This window comes from Enterocloster citroniae (assembly GCF_040545455.1).
GTDB lineage: Bacteria > Bacillota > Clostridia > Lachnospirales > Lachnospiraceae > Enterocloster > Enterocloster citroniae.
In genome coordinates this window covers 123,593-142,524 of sequence record NZ_JBEPLZ010000004.1, presented here as the reverse complement: position 1 = coordinate 142,524, position 18,932 = coordinate 123,593, and the positions used below count along the sequence as shown (strand labels likewise).

The window sequence follows — 18,932 nt, the reverse complement described above, 5'->3', positions numbered from 1 at the left end:
TTGTATTATATTAATCCTGCCAAGCAGGTAAATAGGCCGGTTACCGGCTTTCCTTATTATATATTTGTCCCAGATACCGGGGAGCATGGATATTGCGTCCGAATATCACAAGACTGATGAGCGTCACCGCATAAGGAAGGGCCACAAAAAACTGGTACGGAAGGGGGGACCCCAGCGCCTGGAGCCGCAGCTGCAAAGCTTCCACCGTACCGAACATGAATGCGGCGCATACCGCAAACACAGGGTTCCACCTGGCAAGGATGGTGATGGCCAGACAGATAAAGCCGCGGCCCGAGGACATATTTTCCGTAAATGTCCCCACTATGCCGCAGGAAAGGAATGCGCCTCCGATGCCTGCCATAAAGCCGCTGAACATATAGGTGCTGTATCTGATCTTCACCACATTAATGCCGGCCGCGGCCGCGGCCCTGGGATTTTCCCCTGCAGCATCCACTTTAAGTCCCAGGTTGGTATATTTTAGCAGGAACCATACAAGGGCAGCGGCTATGAGCGCAATGTACACAAGTACATTGTGTTTGAAGAAAATATCACCGATAAACGGGATGCGGGACAGAACAGGGATCTCAATATTCTTTAATATGTCCACTTTGATCTTATCCGTACTCACGCCATACACGGCCCTGTACAGGAAGTTAGTAAAGCCAAGGGCAAAGATATTGAACATGATGCCCACCACGGACTGGTCCTGCTTGCGGCTGACGCCCCAGAATGCGATGAGCAGGGCCCCGCACATTCCTGCCAGTCCTCCGGCCAGGATGCCAATGACTATACTGGATGAATGGTAAGCTGCCATAAAGGATATGAGGGCGCTTACCAGCATCTCACCTTCCAGGCCGATGTTCATCACACCGGAACGCTCTGACACCACGTCACCCACTGAACCGAATATCAACGGTACGCTCATGCGCACGCCTGCTGTAAAAAGAGGAACCAAAAATGCCGCTGTTAAGATCTCACTCATTTTTTCACCTCTCCTATTCTTTTGTCAGACTGTTTCTTCTTTCCCGCTGCTCCGAAAAAGCTGAAGCCCAGCAGGATGAACAGTACGATCAGGGCCTGGAGCACATTGAGGAACAGGGAGGAAACACCTGTTTTTACCTGCATGGTCTCCGCGCCCGAGGAAAGGGCTGCCAGAAGAATGGATGATACCAGGACCCCCACAGGGTGGAGCATTCCCAACAGCGCCGCCACCACTCCGTCAAATCCGTAGGAGCCGGCCAGGCCTTCCAGCAGACGGGTCTGGGTGCCTGCGATCTCAATGGCTCCGGCCACTCCTGCAAACGCACCGCTGACCAGCATGGCTGACAGATAATATTTTTTCTGGCTGATGCCTCCAAAGGCAGCGGCCTTGATGCTGCCGCCCAGGACCCTCAGTCGGTATCCGAAGCTGGTCTTTTTGATGACGATCCAGTAGATCACAAAACCGGCCAGGGCAATGAGGATACCCGCATTCATACGGGAACCTTCAAAGAGCTTTGGCAGTGTGGAAGCCACCTTGGCGGACTGGGGGATATTTCCCTTGGAATCCCTAAGAGGATAATAGACGCAGTAGCTTAAAAACTGCACTGCTATGTAATTCAGGAGCAGTGTTGTAATGATCTCACTGGCCCCGAACTGTGTCTTAAAAAAGCCTGCGATCCCGGCCCACAGTGCGCCGAATACGGCTGCGGTCAGGATTCCCAGGGGAAGCCACACGGGCCCCAGGCTTTTTGCAAGAGGGGAGATCCCCACAATGGTCATGCCGATGGCGCCCAGGCAAATCTGCCCCTCCCCGCCCAGATTGCTCAGCTTGGCCTGGAACGTAAAGGATACTCCCAGTCCCACGATCAGGATGGGCACCAGCTTTACGGAAATTTCTCCAATGCTTCTAAAGGAGCGGAAGGGCCGTACCAGAAGGTAATAATAGGCCTCCAAAGGGTCAACGCGGAGGATGGCGATAAAAATGCCTCCGATCAAAAGGGCGGCCAGCACGGCGGCCAGGGTAATGAGACATTTGACCGCTGTCCCGGCTTCCTGCATGGAATCAAGTAGTTTCATCTGCCGTCACCCCCATCATCATCATACCTACTTCCCGGACCGTGGTCTTTTCAGGAACCACCTCTCCCACGATCCTGCCCCGGTAAAGGACCACAATGCGGTCCGAAAGGGCAAACAGCTCCTCAAAATCCCCGGACAGGAGAAGGAGCCCCATTCCGTCTTCCCGTGCCTTAAGGATCTTTTCACGGATAAACCAGGTGGCTTTGATATCCAGCCCTCTGGTGGGATATGCACAGATCATGGCTTTGGGGTGTTTGCTCAGCGCCCTTGCCAAAATAAACTTCTGCAGGTTTCCGCCTGACAGGTTGGCGCTCCTGTCAGTGATCCCCCTGGCCCTTACATCAAAGTCGATCATGGCTTTGGCTGCCTGGGTCTTTATAAAGCGGTAATCCAGGAACCACCCCTTTTTAGGAGGTTTCCTGTTCCTTAAGATCCAGTTTTCATAGAGAGGGAAATCAGGCACACTGCCCACATAGTTGCGGTCAGCAGGGACATATGCAATGCCCTTATCAATAAAGTTCTTTGCATTTCTGGTGGAAACCTCCTCACCGTTGATCCGCACCGTGCCGCCCAGGGCTTTGCGGACCCCTGCCAGCACTTCGGCCAGCTCCACCTGTCCGTTACCCTCCACACTGGCGATTCCTACCACCTCTCCCGGGTACACGGACAAGGACACGCCGTTCAGGGTTTTGACTTTTCGGTCATCCTCCGCCTCCAGGTTCTCGGCGCAGATTACAGGCACCTGGTTTTCATGGCAGGTCTGTTTTTTGTCAAATTCAGGCGGATTCACTTCCTCTCCCACCATCATTCGCACAATGGTGGATTTATCCGCATCCCTGGTATCGATCTGACCTGTGACGCGCCCTTTGGTGAGCACTGTGATACGTTTGCTGATCTTCAGGACTTCGTCCAGCTTATGGCTGATAAAGATCACCCCTTTGCCCTCGCTGACCAGATTGGAAATGATCTCAAACAGGCCATCGCATTCCTGGGGCAGGAGAACCGCCGTGGGCTCGTCAAATATAAGCAGGTCCGCACCTGTGTACAAAAGCTTGAGGATCTCGACTTTTTGCTGCATGCCGATGCTCAGCTGCTCCACAGGGCTGTGAAGATCCACATCGATCCCGTATTTTTCCTTCAGATGTTCCAGGTTCTCTTCTATCTTCTTGCGGTTTGTAATAGAGAAGGTCCCCGCATCCCCCATCAGACCTATGTTCTCAATGGCCGAGAACACGTCCACCAGCATAAAGTGCTGATGGACCATGCCGATTCCATGACGCAGGGCGTCCTTGGGGGACTGGATCTTCACCGGGCTGCCAAAACGGCGGATTTCTCCCCTGTCCGGCTTATAGATCCCATAGATCACATTCATCAAGGTACTTTTGCCGGCGCCGTTTTCGCCTAGAAGGGCATGGACTTCTCCGGGATATACGGTAAGATTTATGTCCTCATTGGCTGTAAAGCTGCCGAATGTTTTTGTAATACCTTTTAATTCCAGTAATGGAGTCTGGTTGTCCATGGATGTTCTCCTGTTTATTTGCAATGTACTTTGCACCACAGTTCCTGTACCGGCGGGATCTGCTCCCTCATACCCGGGGCAAGGCGGCACCATATAATGCCTTTCACCGGTCTGGGAAATTCGTGGCGTGTCTCAATGATGCGCGTAGGGGTTACGATATAGTCAATGGCTGTATCATACTCCTCCACCGTAACATCCACGTCAGCAACCTGGCAGTCATGTCCGGCGCCAACGATAACGGAAGTTTCATCCACAATGCCCATGGTGTACAGCATGGCCCATTCCAGATCAAAGTAGCCGTGTCCCTTGCCAAAACGGATGCCGCTGGGGGTGATGGCGGAAGCGCCTGTGACCAGCATATCGATGTGGCCCACGGATTCCTTTAACTGCTCCAGTGTCTGGTGCTTCCAGTAACGGGAAACGCCGTCCAGCAAAGATGCGACCTCCTCTTTTCCTTCGGGGATAAACTCGGGTTTGATGAGGAAAAATCCCCGGGTGATCCCGTAGTTTGTCATGACCACGGTCTTTTTATCCCGGAATGCTGTTTCACGCAGTTTTTCCAGGTTATTGTCAGGGGTGATGAAGATCACCTTTGCATTTTTATACATATCTGTGGAGGCCAGCAGAGCGGCGCCCTTGTCACTGCCCTCGTAATCTGCTATAAACTCTGAAAATTCCCAGCTGAATTTGGAATCCGGCCTTGCAACTTTAAGTAACTCTTCCCAAATCTTAACCCTTGCTGTTTTTGCGTCCATCTTCATTTCCCCGCATTCTCCTTTGTGTATTTATTGTTTTTTCTCATATTGAGCATTCTTATTATTAACACAGCTAATATTAGTATGTTTTTCCATGTTTGTCAATATAAAATTAACACACAGATAAAATTGCACGGGGAGGGGGAATTATACCCTCTTCGGGCGCCGTGGTCCGGCCACGGTCCCCTTTCCCGGAACGTAAAAAATCCCCGGAAGCCTGTTGATCGGACACAGGTTTCCGGAGATTTCCGGTATTAAATGTTCAGTTCTCTTTTTCCAGCACGATTTCATAACTGCAGCTTCCGCTAAGCGACTTCTTTTCACCTGCAGGGCTGATGATCTGGATCAGCCTCCATCCATCGGCCGCTTCATTCATAATGATCTCTTTACAACGCTCAAAGGTCTCCAGATTGCCTGTTTTTAAATTCCCGTCAAATGGGACCTCCACAAATTTATAGTCAAATTTCCCCATAATAACAGCTCTTTCTCTTTTGATATTTGCCTTCATTATAAGAGAATGATTCATAAAGATGCTATTGGAATTTCAAAGGGGCATATAAAGATTGTATATAGATTCAGGAATCATTCCTGATTTCTCTACATAACCATATTGAGCACCAGCAGTTCTGCTATCCCCACCCCTGTCATGATCATGGATACGGCCGTCTTACATTTTAACTGGTCCTTTAAGTCCGTCAGGCCGAACATTCCGTTGAATACCCAGAATCCGCTGTCATTGAAATAGCTGAATGCAATGGCGCCGATACAACATGACTGCGCCAGGAGAATGGGGTTCACTCCCAAAACGCTGACCAGCGGGGCTGTCAGAGATGCGGCCGTGGTGATGGCCACGGTTGCAGACCCCAGGGCCAGACGCATAAGGGCGCCGATGATCAGGGGAATGAGGATGGCCGGTATGGGCCATGACACTACGGTGGCGCCCAGCACGTCACCGATCCCGCTGACCTTGATTACATTGCCCAGGGAACCGCCGGCACCTGTGATCAGCATGATCATTCCGGTGTCCTTGATGCTGTCGTTCATGATGCCCAGGAGTTTCTCCTTGTCGATCTTGGCGCCCAGGCCATAGACAGCCAGGGTGGTTCCGATACCCAGGGCTACGATGGGGGAACCTAGCAGACTGATGATGGTATATGCGGTTCCCTCCGGCATACCTGCAAAGTCAGCTATGGTCTTGGAGAGGATCAGCACCAGGGGGATAAGAATTGGGGCAAGGGACGGAGCCAGACCGGGAAGTTCCCTGGCATTCATGATCTCCTCCAGCTGGTCCATGGTCTTTAAGTATTCTTTTTTGTATTCCATGCGCTCAAATGTACCGTCCTCATGGGGGATCTGGTAAATATTTCGTCCCACCCATTTGGCATACAGGATAGCTGCAACAAAGATCAGGATGGACATGCCGCTTCCTGCCAGGATCATCTGTCCTACGTCAATTCCCATCATTCCGGCGGCTGTCAGCGGACCCGGTGTGGGGGGAACCATTACATGGGTGCACTGCAGGCCGCAGGCCAGTGCCAGCGCCAGCCCGACCACGGACTTGCCGGTGACCCTGGACATGGCTTTACACAGGGGGGCAAAGATCACAATGGCAGAGTCCGCGAATACGGGAATGGAAACCAGCCATCCCGTGATCCCCAGTGCCCACTCCTCCTTTCCCTTGCCGATCAGGCGGATGAACGTGTAGGCAAGGCGTTCTGCAGCGCCTGTCTTTTCCAGGATACCGCCCATCATGACCCCAAGGCCGATGATGATGCCGGTGCTCTTAAGTGTGCTTCCAAAGCCGTTTTGGATGGCATCAATGGCCTCAGATGGGCTCATATGTCCCACAATACCTGTGATCAGTGCTGCCAGGAGCAGTGCAATGAATGTATGGGTCTTTGTTTTCATGACAAGAAATATCATAACGGCAATGCCTAAAAACAGTCCCAGAAGCATTTGTGTTTCATTCGTCATAACGGTTTGACTCCTATTCTTTTGTGTGATTGTAACAGTTCAGGACGGCGGGAAAATAACATTAACGGACAAGACAGGGCTTCTTGGAATTGAACTTCCATCCCGGGATCAGATACTGCATTACAACAGAGTCATCCCTGCCGCCCAGGCAGTGATCCAGGTACAGCTGATGGGCTTTTTTTACCTGTTCCATGTCCACCTCTATGCCAAGTCCCGGTTTCCTGGGAACGGCCACACAGCCGTCCACGATCTGTAATGGTTCCTTGGTCAGGCGTTCCATCCCCTCCTGCCAGATCCAGTGGGTGTCCAGGGCATTGTATTCGCCGGGCACGGCTGCGCCCACCTGGGTAAACATGGCCAGTGAAATGTCAAAGTGGTTGTTGGAATGGCTTCCCCATGTATATCCGAAATCATGGCACATCTGGGCCACCCTCACGGAACCGTTCATGGTCCAGAAATGGGGATCGGCTAAAATAATGTCCACGGCCTGGGATTCCAGGGAATGGCCCACCTCACGCCAGTCTGTGGCGATCATGTTGGTGGCTGTGGGGAATCCGGTCCGGCGGCGGAATTCACTCATGATCTCCCGGCCTGAATAAACGCCTTCAGCTCCGCAGGGATCCTCGCAATAGGTCAGGATGCCCTGCATCCCCTTTACATACTCAACCGCCTCCTCAAGGAGCCATCCTCCGTTGGGATCCAGGTCGATCCTTGCGTCCGGGAACTCTTTCTTTAAGGCCCGGATCACATCCATCTCTTCGTTACCCGCAAGGACGCCGCCTTTTAACTTGAAATCCTGGAACCCGTATTTTTCCTTGGCAGCTTTGGCAAAGGCCACGATCCTGTCCGCTGTAAGGGCCTCCTCATGGCGGATCCTGTACCACTCACAGTCTGCGTCCGGTTCGGCATCGTAAGCCAGATCGGTCTTGTTGCGGTCCCCCACAAAGAACAGGTAGCCCAGCATCCGTACCTTGTCCCTCTGCTGTCCCTCTCCCAGCAGTTCACATACGGGAACACCCAGGTGCTTTCCTAACAGATCCAGGCAGGGCGCTTCGATGGCAGTGATCACATGGACCCCGGTCCTCAGATCAAAGGTCTGGTTGCCTCTCACATCCTCCTCGCCCTTGGAATCCAGATGTTTTTTTACCTTTAACAGGGTGCTTTTGTACTCGGCGACCTTTGTACCCTCCACCAGCGGAATACATTCCTCCAGGGCATTGGTGATCTTTTTGCCTCCCGGGACCTCGCCCACGCCCATCTCGCCGTTGTCCGCGTAAAGGACCACCACATTCCTTGTGAAATAAGGAGCATGGGCACCGCTCAGGTTCAGCTCCATACAGTCCTTTCCTGCTACCGGATACACTTCCATTTTTGTGATTACAGGTGTTGTCATATTCGTTATTCTCCTTTTGTTTGATAAGTTCTGATCCCTGTTCCTTGTTGTTATCTTCATTTTAAAGGAACATTTACACTTAGTCAAATTACTTAATTTTATTTTTACTCTTAAAAATATTTATAGTTTTATGATTGTAAAAATATAGGTGATAATTTGCCGCAGCACAAAAACAGGGCTATACAGAATAGGTGACCACTCATCTATCCTGTATAGCCCTGTGTACTTTTTATGTTTTCTGCACAAGCCGGATCATTGATCGGCAAAAACCGGATTTTTAAATCAGCGCTGTGACAATGGTTTGTAATCCTCTTCCTGCATTACGCTGGTATAAGCAGGGCGGATGATCTTATCCATGTTGATCAGCTCCTCAATGCGGTGAGCACTCCAGCCAACGATCCTGGCAATGGCAAAAATAGGGGTGAACATCTCCTCGGGAATATCCAGCATGCTGTATACAAAGCCGCTGTAAAAGTCAACATTGGCGCTGACGCCCTTATAGATCTTGCGCTCCTCCGTGATCACCTTGGGACCCAGTTCCTCGATCATGGAGTAAAGCTCAAAGTCGTCAATGCGTCCCTTCTCCTCTGAAAGCTGCTTGACAAAGCGCTTAAAGATCTCGGCACGCGGGTCGGACTTGGAGTAGACCGCATGGCCCATACCATAGATAAGGCCCTTTCTGTCAAATGCTTCCTTGTGAAGAAGCTTCTTCAGATAGGATTCCACCTCATCCCTGTCCTTTAAATCCTTTACATTCTGTCTCAGGTCTGCCATCATCTCCACTACCTTGATGTTGGCGCCGCCGTGCTTGGGCCCCTTTAAGGAGGCAAGGGCTGCAGAGACAACGGAATATGTATCGGTTCCTGAAGAGGTGACCACATGGGTGGTAAAGGTGGAGTTGTTTCCTCCGCCATGCTCCATATGAAGGATCAGCGCCAGATCCAGTACATGGGCTTCCACCTGGGAATACTTCATATCAGGACGCAGCAGGCGCAGCAGGTTTTCAGCCGTGGACAGCTTCTCATCCGGACGGTGGATGTACATGCTCCCATCCCGCTCATAATGGTTAAAGGCATGATAGCTGTATGCGGCCAGCATGGGCATGACGCTGATCAGCATCATACTCTGCCTCAGGACATTGGGAATGGAGATATCCCACGCCTTGTCATCATAGGATGCCAGAGTAAGGATACTCTTGCTCAGGGAAACCATCATATCCTTGGACGGCGCTTTCATAACCACGTCCCGGACAAAATTGGTGGGCAGGGTGCGGCTGTATGCCAGGCTGTCCCTGAACTTAGACAGCTCCACGTCATTGGGGAGCTCCCCGAAAAGCAGCAGATAAGCAATCTCCTCAAAACCAAACCGGTTGTCTCTCACTACTCCGCCTATGAGATCATAAATATTATAGCCGCGGTAGAATAGCTTGCCCTCACAGGGAACCTTTACCCCATCCACAACCTTATTGGACTCAATTTTGGACACTTTTGTCAATCCGGCAACCACGCCGTTTCCATTCTTGTCACGAAGCCCACGTTTCACCTCGTACTTTTCGTAGAGCCCTAAATCAATCCTCTCATCATTCAGGCAGATATCTGCCCACTGACCCACATTGTCCAAAAATTCCTTTGTCTGAATCATGCAAATCGTCTCCTTCCGTTTTCGATATAGTATCCTCCTGTAAAATCAGTAATAGTACTATTTTAATATATTTTGGAAATTATTGCAATACTTTCCTATTCCTCTTCCAAATCTTTTATCAGCTCCGGGAAACGCTCCCTCTCAAATTCCTGGATGGAGATGGACTTTTTATTGGGATTTGCAAACACAAAGGTCTTGTCCACGTTCTCCACATAGTTCTGGATTTTGTCATTGGTGGCGCTTATGATGGCCTGGAATCCCAGACCGCGGATGAGTTCAATACAGCTGGCCACCTTCTCCGCATCCATTTTGGAGAACGCTTCATCCAGCACCACCAGGCGGATGGTGGGATTGCGTTCCATCTTGGGGGAGAGATTGATGCGGTAGGCCTGGGCAAAGCTGGCAAGAAGAGCTACATATAACGGGTTCTGGCCCTCTCCGCCTGAATTCTTCTTGATCATCCGGCTCAGGCGTATTTTGATGACCTCATCCTCGTTTTGGATCAGCTGCTGCATGTCAAAGGAAAGGTAAGTGCGGTAATCGGCATATTTGTCCATGTTCCGCTTGGCTTCCTCCATCTGCTGGGGATTGGCGTTTTCCGGAGAGATGAATATGCTTATGAGTTCTCCCATAAGCTCCCCGTACCGGTTCTCGTGCTGTGCGGTGAACAGGTCCATCTGATGATCAAAGGAATCCGCCAGCTCGGAGGGGTTTACCTCCAGGGACTCGTCCATGAACATATCATAGTACCGGCCGTCCGCCCCCCTGTTGCGTCCAATGACAAACTGGTATTTATCCTTTCCAAAATCCAGGCGGCTGATGATACGGTTCAGCTCGTCCTTTCGCAGCATGGCTTCACGGATCGCGCTTCGGATCTTGTACATAAAGTCATTTTTAAAATGCTCCACCGCTGCCCTGGCCTGTTCGGCCGCCTTTTTTCTGTACTCGTCCAGGTGGTCGCAGGACAGGCTCTTTAGCAGGTGGTCATAGGCCTGGTTGTCCTTTGTGTTGACCGGGAAGTTTCGGTTGGGATAGCGCCTCAGGTAATCGGTCCGTACGGTCATCAGGTTTTGGAAGGCCGTGTCCCTGCTCTCCGTAAGCTTAACACATCTGGCGGCATAACTCTCCCTTTCCCTGTCATATCTGGGGTGGTCCTTGGACGAGAGGTATCCGGCCAGCTGGGACTCGAAATCGTGGTTTGTCTCCCATCCCCGTTCCTGGTCCGTCAGGGTCACGTTCAGGGCAATGGCCGCATTCTGATAACGGCTGATCTCATTTTCCTTATCCCTTATCATATTCAGCAGCTCATCCCGCTCCCTCTTTTTGCCATCGCACAGGCTGACCACAGCCTTTCTCTCCTGCTCCAGCTGGTCCACGTTCTGAACCTTCAGTTTCTCCAGTTTCTGAAGGATCCGCTTTTTCTCGCGCTGTTTTTCATTCCAGGAACCGATATCCTTAAGCCACTCCATGTACTCTCCAGGCTCCAGTGATAGCTGCTCCAGGGTGAGGATGCGCTGGCATTCCCTGACCACCTCTTCATGGGGCTTTCTCTGGACGCCCAGGGATTCCAGTTCCTGCTCCAGAAGGCGGATGCGCCGTCTCATGCTGTCCTTGCCAATGTAGGCAAATTTGCTGTATTGATCCGGATTGATATACTGCAGCCGGTAGCTGTGATACAGCATGCAGTCCGGCGTAATGCCGATGCGGCACTCACGCAGGTCCTCTATGGTCTGGCACTTGATGACCTTGCCCAGGAGCAGATCCATGTAGGGCTGTATGTAGGACTCCCTGACCGTTACCTCCCGGGACAACGCATTGGGCAGCACCGCGTGCTGGCTTCCCGAAATCTTTTCCGTATCCAGCACAGCCACGCTGTGATATTCTTTTTTGTCCAGTTCCCCGTAGATCTTCAGGGCAGCTTTGGCATACCCCGGGGCCACCACAAGACTCAGCTTCTGGCTGCCCAGATAGCCCTCCACCGCATTGCGCCACTGGGCATTTTTAACCTCCAAAAGGTCGGCCAGAACATGGACATCCACGCCCTTTCCCGTCTCCTCCAGCAGACGGCGCTGCAGGAAGGTTCTGGCGTTTTCCAGATATTTGGGATATGCCTTGCTTCCGGAGCGCAGTTTCTCCAGCTCATCCTTAGTCTGCTTTTCCTTGTTTTTCAGGTCCCGGATCACAGAGGACGCTTCCTGGCGCTGCTTTTCCGTGTCGGTGCACATGGAGCCAATGGACTCCTTTAACCGGCAAAGAGTGTGTTCATCAATGGTGCGGTTTTCAAATTCCTCAATATCCCAAAGGGTTTGATTGGAGGTGATATCCTCCTCCTCCCAGCATTTTAACGCCTGTGTGGTCTGCTGCCACCTGGCTTCACTTTTTCCCAGGCGCTCCAGCAGCTCGTTCAGACTCTCCGCCTGCTGCTTCAGGTCCTCGTACCCGGTGGATGCAATCCGGCGCAGCAGGTCATCGCTTTGTTCCGTCAGGTCAGCGATCTGTGTTTCCACGCCCGCCCTTGCCTCCTCCTGGCGCAGCAGGTCTGTTTTGGCAAGATTCAGCTTGTCGGCCAGAGTTCTGACCTGGGTCTGGAGGTCCAGAATCTCCAGCTTTTTCACAAAATAGGTGCATTTCTTGATCTGGTTTTCCTTTTCCTCATAGGACGCAAAGGCCTGGCGGATCTCCTCCAGGTCCCGTATTTCCACACAGGTATCCTCGATCTTCTTCCTCATGCGCCCGTACTGCATCACACTCTCCTGCATATCCTCAATGTGGATATCCATTTCCATGCAGATATATTCTTTCACAAAATCCTCCAGCTTGATATTCATGCGAAAGGGAATGGCGCGTTTGAACAGAAGAGGAAATTTCTCAGGATCCAGCCCGCCCAGATAGGTATCGTAAAGGATCCTGCGAAACCGTTCATTGTGGGAGGTTGCAAAGCACTCCTCTTTGTTGTAGTGGGACTGAAGGTATGACTCCACTTCCGCAATGGACATGGTCCTTTTTCCGGTGCGGTATTCATTTTCCCAAACAGGGCCTTTATGCCAGAAAAAACGCCGCGAGATATCATTGGTGGCTGTCTCCACGTCAAATACGATCCCCACGCACTGGCATTCACCTGTATCACTGCGCTTCAGCTCCAGCACAATGGTGGAGCTGAAGTTCTGGTTCCTCAAATAGGAGAACTCATTGTTGTCCCCAATGTTGACCATGCCTCTCAGGTACTCGATCAGGCTTCGGTCCGAGTCATCAGCCGCCGCTTTATTAAAGAACCCACGCCCGTCCGTGTTGGCGTACAGAAGGATCTGCATGGCGTCAATGACCGTGGATTTGCCGCTTCCCGAATGGCCGGTGAAAAAGTTGATATTTTCATTAAAGGAGAGGGTGCGCCTGCTGATATAGTGCCAGTTATTCAGACAGATCCTGGAAAGGGCAAGGAAGCGGCTTTTTCCTGGGGTCCCTTCCTGTGGAGCAGGGGAATGTTCCTGGGCTGTCCGGTTTATTTCAGTCAATTCCATTGTCTGACGCTCCTTTCTCCTCTATGTTCTTTTCTTCGGGTCCATTTTCCTCGGGTCCATTTTCTTCGGGTTCATTTTCTTCGGGTTCATTTTCCTCAAGTTCATTTTCTTCCAATTCGCTTTCTTCCGTCACATCAGGTTCCTCAAGCGGAAGGTCCGCTTTTCCCTGTACGCCCTCATCCTCCTGCCGCTCATCAAAGGATGCCAGCAGCTGTCTGGCATCATCCCCCATAAGCACCACGTTGATGCAGGGATAGATGATCATGCGGCTGTCGCTGTTTAAGTCCTCCAGCAGGTCCAGTGGCTCCAGTATCTGATATTTTTTGAGAAGTGTGACTGTCCTGCGGATGTCCGTGGGGGAGGGCTGCTTTTTAAAGAGACGGTAGCTGCCCAGCTTTTCATGGATCTCCCTCAGGGTAGTGTAGATATTGACGCTGGTGGACACGCTCTCCATCTGCTCATCGTAGATCAGCTTCAGCACCAGCAGATAGAGAGTGGCCAGCTTGGGCAGCTTATCTCCGATGAGATTTTCTCCCTGGATATAGATAAGGCCCAGCTGGCTGTTCTCCTGAACTTCGACCCCGCTGACCGCAAAATAGTTCCTGATAAATTCCAGATGCTTGTTGCAGGCGCGGAACTCCTGGTTATACTGGAAACGCCAGGTGCGCCTGTCAAATTTGCGCTCCAGGATAAATGTCTGGTGGAGCAAAAGGCGTATGGATCCTGTGACCTGGGCCTGTTCTTCCTGCATCAGGCCGTCATAATAGGGTATGTCAAATGGCATTATTTTTTCCTCCTTGCAAATACAAAGCCCGGATAGGTGTATCTGCCGTTGTGTATCATCTCCGGTTCCTGGTCCTCCACCTCATAGGCGCTTTTTAAGCGGGTGGAATAATCGTAAGCCAGGATCAGCTTTTCAAACTCCTCGTCATTGGAAACAGTATCCTTGTCCACTGCCATGATCCCGTTCTCCATATGGGTTTCAATAAAGCCTTCGATCTCTTTTCTGCTGTAGCGGTTCTTTACCTTGTTCAGGTTCAGGACCTCCTCCATGGACAGCTCCCTGGACAGGGCCTCGTCCTTTAACTGTTCTTTAAAATCCGTCTTTGTCCTGCGCTTTTTGTACAGGGATCGTTCCGATAAAATACTTACCTGGGACAGGTTCATCCTGGCCCCAATGGATGATACATCCTCCTGGGGACAGTCATATTCCGATAAATGGTTCAGCAGCTGCACCACCAGTCCCTTCATGTTATCCTCCTGGTTCAGGAGATAGTTGAGCCTGGTAACCGTGGCCCGCACATAGCGGGTGTGTTCCTTGTCCATGTTGGCAATGCGGTGCTCTATGTCGTCAAAGCCGCGTTCCAGCTGATCCAGCTTTTCCATGACTTCTGCCTCGGTTACATTGGAGGGTTTCCGCACAAAGAAACCAGCGGGCCTTGCGCACATCTGCCCGATCCATTCCTCGTCCTGGCGCATGGCTGTGATCCAGCGTTTGATATCTGTTTTATACAGATAAAAGTTATCGGAAGTCTTAAGGATATGGTATTTTCTGTTTACAATTTCTTCCACATAGCGGTCCAGATGCTCTTTAAGCAGGCTCTCATAATTTTTCTGCTCCAAAAGGCTGCCGAAGAATTTGTCCATATTATGGAGCATATCCTGCAGAGACTTATTCAGCTTCTTTGTATTGACCAGCGCGGTGTTGAGAAGGGTTATACTGGACCGGGGATCATTTTTCAGAGAAAATAGAATGGCATAGACATTCTGGATATAAATTTCCGTCTCATCTTCCTCATCCCTTGCAAGCCTTGCAAATGCTTCGATCATAACAGCCGCATAATCGGGGATGACAATATTCACGGTCATATTGGCATAATCATCCACTTTCCTCAGCCAGCCGTTTCTCAAAAGCCAGTTCAGGACCCTGGTGGCTGGGGGCTCAAGGGTATCCCAGTCATCTTCCGTCTCGTCCTGCCATAGGACATACTTTTTTCTGGAAAAATATTCGCTGAGAAGCTGGATGCACATTTCCCTGCTGAGAAAGTAGTTGCTGTACTCATATTCCTCATTGATTTTTAATAGCGCTTCAATATAAGTAGACCGGTTTATAGAGCGGAATAAGCTCCAAAACCGGTCCGGTATTTCATTCATAAGTATCATCTTAATCCTCCGGTAACAACCTGCCTTTGACAGCGGTTTTCCGTACTATTATAGCAGGAAACAGCCTATGTGACAATCAGTAAAATCCTCCTGTTACCACACGGACACTGTAAATTGTGTTTGCGTAATCGCTTAAGTGGACATATCCGTCAATGGGATCCATGGCAGTGATGTCATAGGAATCTTCCTCTGTTCCCGTGAGCATGATCCAATGTACGGCGCCGCTTTTGCGCCTTACCTTTACAATGGGGTATTTCCCCTGTTCTATCATACGGTTGATGAACGCACTTGACATTTGGCCGTCCAGGTCCACGGTTACGCCTGGAAGGGCTTCCTCCAGGTTTTTCCAGATAATGGCGCCGCTTTCATTATAGACCCCGTGGTCATTGAACAGCTGGTTTAACTGTCCCGGCGTGTAATCGTAAATGCCCTGTCCCTTTAGGGATGCCGCGATGCAGCAGGTCAGGCAGCCTGAGGAACCCATGGTGTCCCTGGCCTCCCCAAGGGGGTTCCCGGCCCACTTTTTATCCATCTGATGGTAATCAAAATACCCTTCTAACGGAAAACTGCCGGCATAATAAGCATCACCGGCAATCTGGATCCCGCCCTTTCCCCTATGGGTCATCCAAATTGCAGCGGCTGTCAGGATACAGGCCAGCGCTAAAACGAGGATCCAGGCAGTATGTTTTCCCTTTAACTTTGTCCTTTTTACTGTATTCATGTCCTTATTCCCCCGTAAAACCAGATATAAAAATTATATCAGCTTAAATGGACAAAGTCTTTATCCTAACCTTAATATTTATTACGATTTAGATGATGAGAGAGCCGCATGGTCAATGATCGCCTGCACCAGTCCGCCGATGTGGTAGCTGGAAGCCGTGATGTGGGCCTTATGTCCGGATCGTTCCAGCTCCCGGGCTGTGATATCACCGATACAGACCATCTTTGCATCCGGCAGCCAGGATGGCATGCCAATGGAGTCCATGCGTTCAAAATAAGCCCTGACCCCGGAAGCGCTGGCAAATGTAAGGTAGTCCAGCGTTTCGGTTTTATCTGCAGGGCTGTCATTTGCAGGGCTGTTATTTACAGAACTGTCATTTACAGAACTGCCCTTTACCTCGTACAATGGGATGTCGTCAAACAGGATCCCCGCCTGGCCCAGCAGCCGGGTCAGCACAGGGGAACCTCCCTTTGAACGTGCGATGAGAAGCCGGTCCGCTGGTGTGAGGATGCCGCAGAGCCCCTGTCCCAGCGCTTCGGCGCAATAGGAATCCGGCATATAATCCTCCTGGAACCCGTACCTCTCCAGCTCCCGGCCGGTCCCCTCCCCGATGACGGCGAATTTGACATGCCCCAGGCTTCTGTAATCCCTGCCCGCAGCCCGCAGACCCAGGAAAAACAACCTTACCCCATTGGCGCTGGTAAACACGATCCATGTATATTGCTCCAGGTTTTTGTAGGCATCCTTCATGGGAGCGCTTTCGGCATGGGAGATCACCTTCATGTCCAGAACCCATGAAACCTGGGCGCCCTGGGCTTCAAGTGCGCGGGTCAGCCTGCCTGCAAACTGTTCCGTGCCGGTGATACCGACCCGGATCCCGGAAAGGGGCCTTAATGCGCTGCACTTCATATCATAGGCTGCCGTCTCCCCCACCACAATAACGGCAGGGGTGCGGATACCCTCTCTTTGGACCGCATCGTGGAGGCGGGACAGGGCGGCCCGGACCACGCGCTGGCCGGGAAGGGTTCCCCTCTCAATAACGGCGGCCGGTGTATCCGGCGATTTGCCCCCGGTGATCAGACGCTGTGTGATGGCGGGCAGCTGCCCCAGACCCATAAGGAATACCAGGGTGCCGGGAAGGGAGCCATAGTTCTCAAAGTCGGGGGGCAGGCACTCCCCGCCCTCCCTCATATGTCCGGTGATCACATGAAAGCTGCGGCTTACCGCCCGGTGGGTGACAGGAATTCCCGCACACTCAGGGACTGCCACGGCTGAGGTGACGCCGGGGACAACCACATAGGGGATCTTATGGGCTTCAAGGGCCAGGATCTCCTCCCCGCCTCTGCCGAACACAAAGGGATCGCCGCCCTTAAGCCTTACCACCGTCAGCCCGGATAAGGCCAGCGTTACAAGCAGTTCATTGATCTCCTCCTGTTTCATGGAGTGACGTCCCGCCTGCTTTCCTACATAAAGTTTCCGGCATGTCCCGGGGACCCAGCCAAGGAAATGCTCTGAGGCCAGGTGGTCGTAAACCACGGCATCGCAGGAAGCCAGAAGTTCCCGGCCCTTTATGGTCATAAGGCCCGGATCTCCCGGTCCGGCCCCTACCAGGTACACTATTCCCTGTTTCTTCATATCAGCCAAGCTCCTTTCCGGCCTGTTCCGCCATTTGCCGTATCTCCCGGGGGGTAATGCCCCCCTCCAGGCAGGCGCGTTTTGTGATATTGTTCTTGCGGCTGATTCCCCAAACCTTCATTCTTTCCCCGGACAGCTGTGAGAAGATTCCCACCGGCTCATGACAGCCGGCATCTAAAAGCTGGAGGACTGCCCTCTCCAGGGTCAGACACAGCCTCCCCTCCCGGTGATCCATGGCTTGGCACAGAGCGGCTGCTTCGCTTCCCTCCCTGGCTTCCACGGCCATCAGCCCCTGGCCGCCGGCAGGTATGAACAGATCCGGCCGCAGGAAACGGAAATCGTATCCGTCATGCCCCAGCAGATCCAGGCGCTTTAGACCCGCGGCCGCCAGTATGATACCGTCAAAGGAGCCTTCCTCCAGGCGCTTTAACCGCGTGTGTACATTTCCCCTGAGAATGCCGCACTGCACTCCCTTTGAACCAGGCCATAAAATCTCATGGTTTTCCATGGCTTCCAGCTGCCTTCTGGGGCTGGAGGTACCGATTCCTATGATTTCTTTTCCTGTCTCCATGGCCCCTTTCATGGTTACCAGCACATCCCTGGGGTCCTCGCGGTGAGAGACGGCGGCAATGCAAAGTCCGGGCGCCAGCTCCATGGGAAGATCCTTTGCGCTGTGTACGGCCAGGTCAATGGTCCCCGCCTTTATGGCCTGCTCAAATTCTGACACAAACACACCTTTGCCGCCAAATTCCTGGAGAGGCCTGTCTAAGATCCTGTCTCCCAGCGTGTCCTTTGTAACCACCTCTATCTCAAGCCCCGGACAGGCTTGCTTCAGCTCCTCTGCCACCAGCTGTGTCTGGATCAGGGCCAGCGCGCTCTTCCTTGTGCCGATGCGGACGACTTTACTCATGTTCTTGCTCCAACTTTCTGTTAATAATGATTTCTGCCTGCTCAGGTGTCAGCCTGCAGCCGTTTTCCAAGCCTTTCTCCGCCAGTTCATAGAACAGACCGGACCGTACCTCTGGGGAATGGGGGAACAGGGCCTTGATCCGCCCCCTGTATCCGCTCAGCTGCTGTGCAAGATCCCCCAGATTGTCCGGAAGGATCCGGCTGATCCGCGCCTTCAGATATCTGGCGATCACAGGGCTTGCGCCTCCGGTGGAAATGCCCACCACCACGGGGCCGTCCCGCACAATGGAGGGAAAGATAAAGGAACACTCCTCCTTTACGTCCACCACATTGACCGGAATCCCCTGTCTATGACAGACAGCGGATATATGGCTGTTCAGTGCTTGGTCGCTGGTAGCCGCTATGACAAAGTCAGCATCCAGCAGATCCCCGTCCTCAAATGCCCGGCGGGACAGGGTAAGCCTGCCCCTGTAAACAGGATCCGCACCCAGTTCCAACAGACCGGCGGACAGGTCTGTGGACACCACCCGTATGATGGCGCCATAGGGCAGCAGGTCCCTGACCTTGCGCAGGGATACCCCGCCTCCTCCGGCGATCAGCCATTTCTTTCCCTCTATATCTGCAAAAAACGGAAAATATGCCATTT

General features: G+C 52.1%; 15 protein-coding genes. All 15 read right to left on the bottom strand.

Annotated features, from left to right (window positions below; genetic code table 11):
* Nucleotides 1-40: 40 nt before the first annotated feature.
* Nucleotides 41-982, bottom strand: a complete 942-nt coding sequence (locus ABID13_RS06555) for an ABC transporter permease (protein ID WP_007864916.1) — start codon at nt 980-982, stop codon at nt 41-43.
* Complete coding sequence (locus tag ABID13_RS06550) at nt 979-2,058, bottom strand: ABC transporter permease (protein WP_007864918.1); 1,080 nt, start codon at nt 2,056-2,058, stop codon at nt 979-981. Before ABID13_RS06550 ends, ABID13_RS06555 begins: the two co-directional genes overlap by 4 nt.
* Entirely contained in the window at nt 2,045-3,577 is a 1,533-nt protein-coding gene (locus tag ABID13_RS06545) for an ABC transporter ATP-binding protein (protein WP_007864921.1), read from the bottom strand. The genes ABID13_RS06550 and ABID13_RS06545 overlap by 14 nt, the downstream gene beginning before the upstream one ends.
* Nucleotides 3,578-3,591: 14 nt before the next feature.
* Nucleotides 3,592-4,338, bottom strand: coding sequence for a 5-formyltetrahydrofolate cyclo-ligase (locus tag ABID13_RS06540; protein WP_007864923.1), 747 nt, complete (start codon nt 4,336-4,338; stop codon nt 3,592-3,594).
* Between the two features lie 256 nt (nt 4,339-4,594).
* Entirely contained in the window at nt 4,595-4,804 is a 210-nt protein-coding gene (locus ABID13_RS06535) for a DUF4177 domain-containing protein (RefSeq protein WP_007864926.1), read from the bottom strand.
* 125 nt (nt 4,805-4,929) lie between these two features.
* Entirely contained in the window at nt 4,930-6,306 is a 1,377-nt protein-coding gene (locus ABID13_RS06530) for a GntP family permease (protein WP_048930456.1), read from the bottom strand.
* A gap of 61 nt (nt 6,307-6,367) precedes the next feature.
* Complete coding sequence (locus tag ABID13_RS06525; protein WP_007864932.1) at nt 6,368-7,699, bottom strand: enolase C-terminal domain-like protein; 1,332 nt, start codon at nt 7,697-7,699, stop codon at nt 6,368-6,370.
* Nucleotides 7,700-7,981: 282 nt separating this feature from the next.
* The gene (locus tag ABID13_RS06520; RefSeq protein ID WP_048930455.1) at nt 7,982-9,340 is read right to left on the bottom strand and encodes a citrate/2-methylcitrate synthase; all 1,359 of its coding nucleotides are present in this window, start codon (nt 9,338-9,340) and stop codon (nt 7,982-7,984) included.
* 95 nt (nt 9,341-9,435) lie between these two features.
* The gene (locus ABID13_RS06515; protein ID WP_242849276.1) at nt 9,436-12,858 is read right to left on the bottom strand and encodes an ATP-binding protein; all 3,423 of its coding nucleotides are present in this window, start codon (nt 12,856-12,858) and stop codon (nt 9,436-9,438) included.
* Nucleotides 12,845-13,642 carry a DUF4194 domain-containing protein gene (locus ABID13_RS06510; protein WP_048930454.1) on the bottom strand — a complete coding sequence of 266 codons (798 nt, stop codon included), beginning with the start codon at nt 13,640-13,642 and terminating at the stop codon, nt 12,845-12,847. Before ABID13_RS06510 ends, ABID13_RS06515 begins: the two co-directional genes overlap by 14 nt.
* Nucleotides 13,642-15,021 (bottom strand): Wadjet anti-phage system protein JetA family protein, encoded by a 1,380-nt coding sequence (locus tag ABID13_RS06505; RefSeq protein ID WP_048930453.1) that lies wholly within the window; start codon nt 15,019-15,021, stop codon nt 13,642-13,644. Before ABID13_RS06505 ends, ABID13_RS06510 begins: the two co-directional genes overlap by 1 nt.
* 76 nt (nt 15,022-15,097) lie before the next feature.
* Nucleotides 15,098-15,742, bottom strand: a complete 645-nt coding sequence (locus tag ABID13_RS06500; protein ID WP_082082550.1) for a hypothetical protein — start codon at nt 15,740-15,742, stop codon at nt 15,098-15,100.
* 81 nt (nt 15,743-15,823) lie between these two features.
* Nucleotides 15,824-17,377 (bottom strand): uroporphyrinogen-III C-methyltransferase, encoded by a 1,554-nt coding sequence (cobA, locus tag ABID13_RS06495; RefSeq protein WP_048930452.1) that lies wholly within the window; start codon nt 17,375-17,377, stop codon nt 15,824-15,826.
* Between the two features lies 1 nt (nt 17,378).
* Nucleotides 17,379-18,287: a hydroxymethylbilane synthase gene (hemC, locus tag ABID13_RS06490; protein ID WP_048930451.1), complete on the bottom strand. Its 909-nt coding sequence runs from the start codon at nt 18,285-18,287 to the stop codon at nt 17,379-17,381.
* Nucleotides 18,280-18,930: a precorrin-2 dehydrogenase/sirohydrochlorin ferrochelatase family protein gene (locus tag ABID13_RS06485; protein ID WP_007864959.1), complete on the bottom strand. Its 651-nt coding sequence runs from the start codon at nt 18,928-18,930 to the stop codon at nt 18,280-18,282. The genes hemC and ABID13_RS06485 overlap by 8 nt, the downstream gene beginning before the upstream one ends.
* Between the last annotated feature and the right edge of the window lie 2 nt (nt 18,931-18,932).